Raw genomic sequence first — 1,231 nt, 5'->3', positions numbered from 1 at the left:
TTTTTGAGTTATCGAGATTTTCAGGAGCTAAGGAAGCTAAAATGGAGAAAAAAATCACTGGATATACCACCGTTGATATATCCCAATGGCATCGTAAAGAACATTTTGAGGCATTTCAGTCAGTTGCTCAATGTACCTATAACCAGACCGTTCAGCTGGATATTACGGCCTTTTTAAAGACCGTAAAGAAAAATAAGCACAAGTTTTATCCGGCCTTTATTCACATTCTTGCCCGCCTGATGAATGCTCATCCGGAATTCCGTATGGCAATGAAAGACGGTGAGCTGGTGATATGGGATAGTGTTCACCCTTGTTACACCGTTTTCCATGAGCAAACTGAAACGTTTTCATCGCTCTGGAGTGAATACCACGACGATTTCCGGCAGTTTCTACACATATATTCGCAAGATGTGGCGTGTTACGGTGAAAACCTGGCCTATTTCCCTAAAGGGTTTATTGAGAATATGTTTTTCGTCTCAGCCAATCCCTGGGTGAGTTTCACCAGTTTTGATTTAAACGTGGCCAATATGGACAACTTCTTCGCCCCCGTTTTCACCATGGGCAAATATTATACGCAAGGCGACAAGGTGCTGATGCCGCTGGCGATTCAGGTTCATCATGCCGTTTGTGATGGCTTCCATGTCGGCAGAATGCTTAATGAATTACAACAGTACTGCGATGAGTGGCAGGGCGGGGCGTAATTTTTTTAAGGCAGTTATTGGTGCCCTTAAACGCCTGGTTGCTACGCCTGAATAAGTGATAATAAGCGGATGAATGGCAGAAATTCGAAAGCAAATTCGACCCGGTCGTCGGTTCAGGGCAGGGTCGTTAAATAGCCGCTTATGTCTATTGCTGGTTTACCGGTTTATTGACTACCGGAAGCAGTGTGACCGTGTGCTTCTCAAATGCCTGAGGCCAGTTTGCTCAGGCTCTCCCCGTGGAGGTAATAATTGACGATATGATCATTTATTCTGCCTCCCAGAGCCTGATAAAAACGGTTAGCGCTTCGTTAATACAGATGTAGGTGTTCCACAGGGTAGCCAGCAGCATCCTGCGATGCAGATCCGGAACATAATGGTGCAGGGCGCTTGTTTCGGCGTGGGTATGGTGGCAGGCCCCGTGGCCGGGGGACTGTTGGGCGCTGCCGGCACCTGTCCTACGAGTTGCATGATAAAGAAGACAGTCATAAGTGCGGCGACGATAGTCATGCCCCGCGCCCACCGGAAGGAGC

The 1,231-nt window shown here is 47.6% G+C and carries 2 protein-coding genes; one reads left to right on the top strand and one right to left on the bottom strand.

The window, feature by feature from the left end:
* Positions 1-41: 41 nt before the first annotated feature.
* Positions 42-701, top strand: coding sequence for a type A-1 chloramphenicol O-acetyltransferase (locus DZ858_RS15115; RefSeq protein WP_000412211.1), 660 nt, complete (start codon positions 42-44; stop codon positions 699-701).
* Between the two features lie 265 nt (positions 702-966).
* Here DZ858_RS15115 and DZ858_RS15245 read toward each other — a convergent pair.
* The coding region (locus DZ858_RS15245; protein WP_449405537.1) for a hypothetical protein at positions 967-1,231 on the bottom strand (265 nt) is incomplete at its 5' end.

Source organism: Marixanthomonas ophiurae (assembly GCF_003413745.1).
Classification (GTDB): domain Bacteria; phylum Bacteroidota; class Bacteroidia; order Flavobacteriales; family Flavobacteriaceae; genus Marixanthomonas; species Marixanthomonas ophiurae.
The sequence above is the reverse complement of the archived record's forward strand: the minus strand, read 5'-3'. Positions and strand labels throughout refer to the sequence as shown.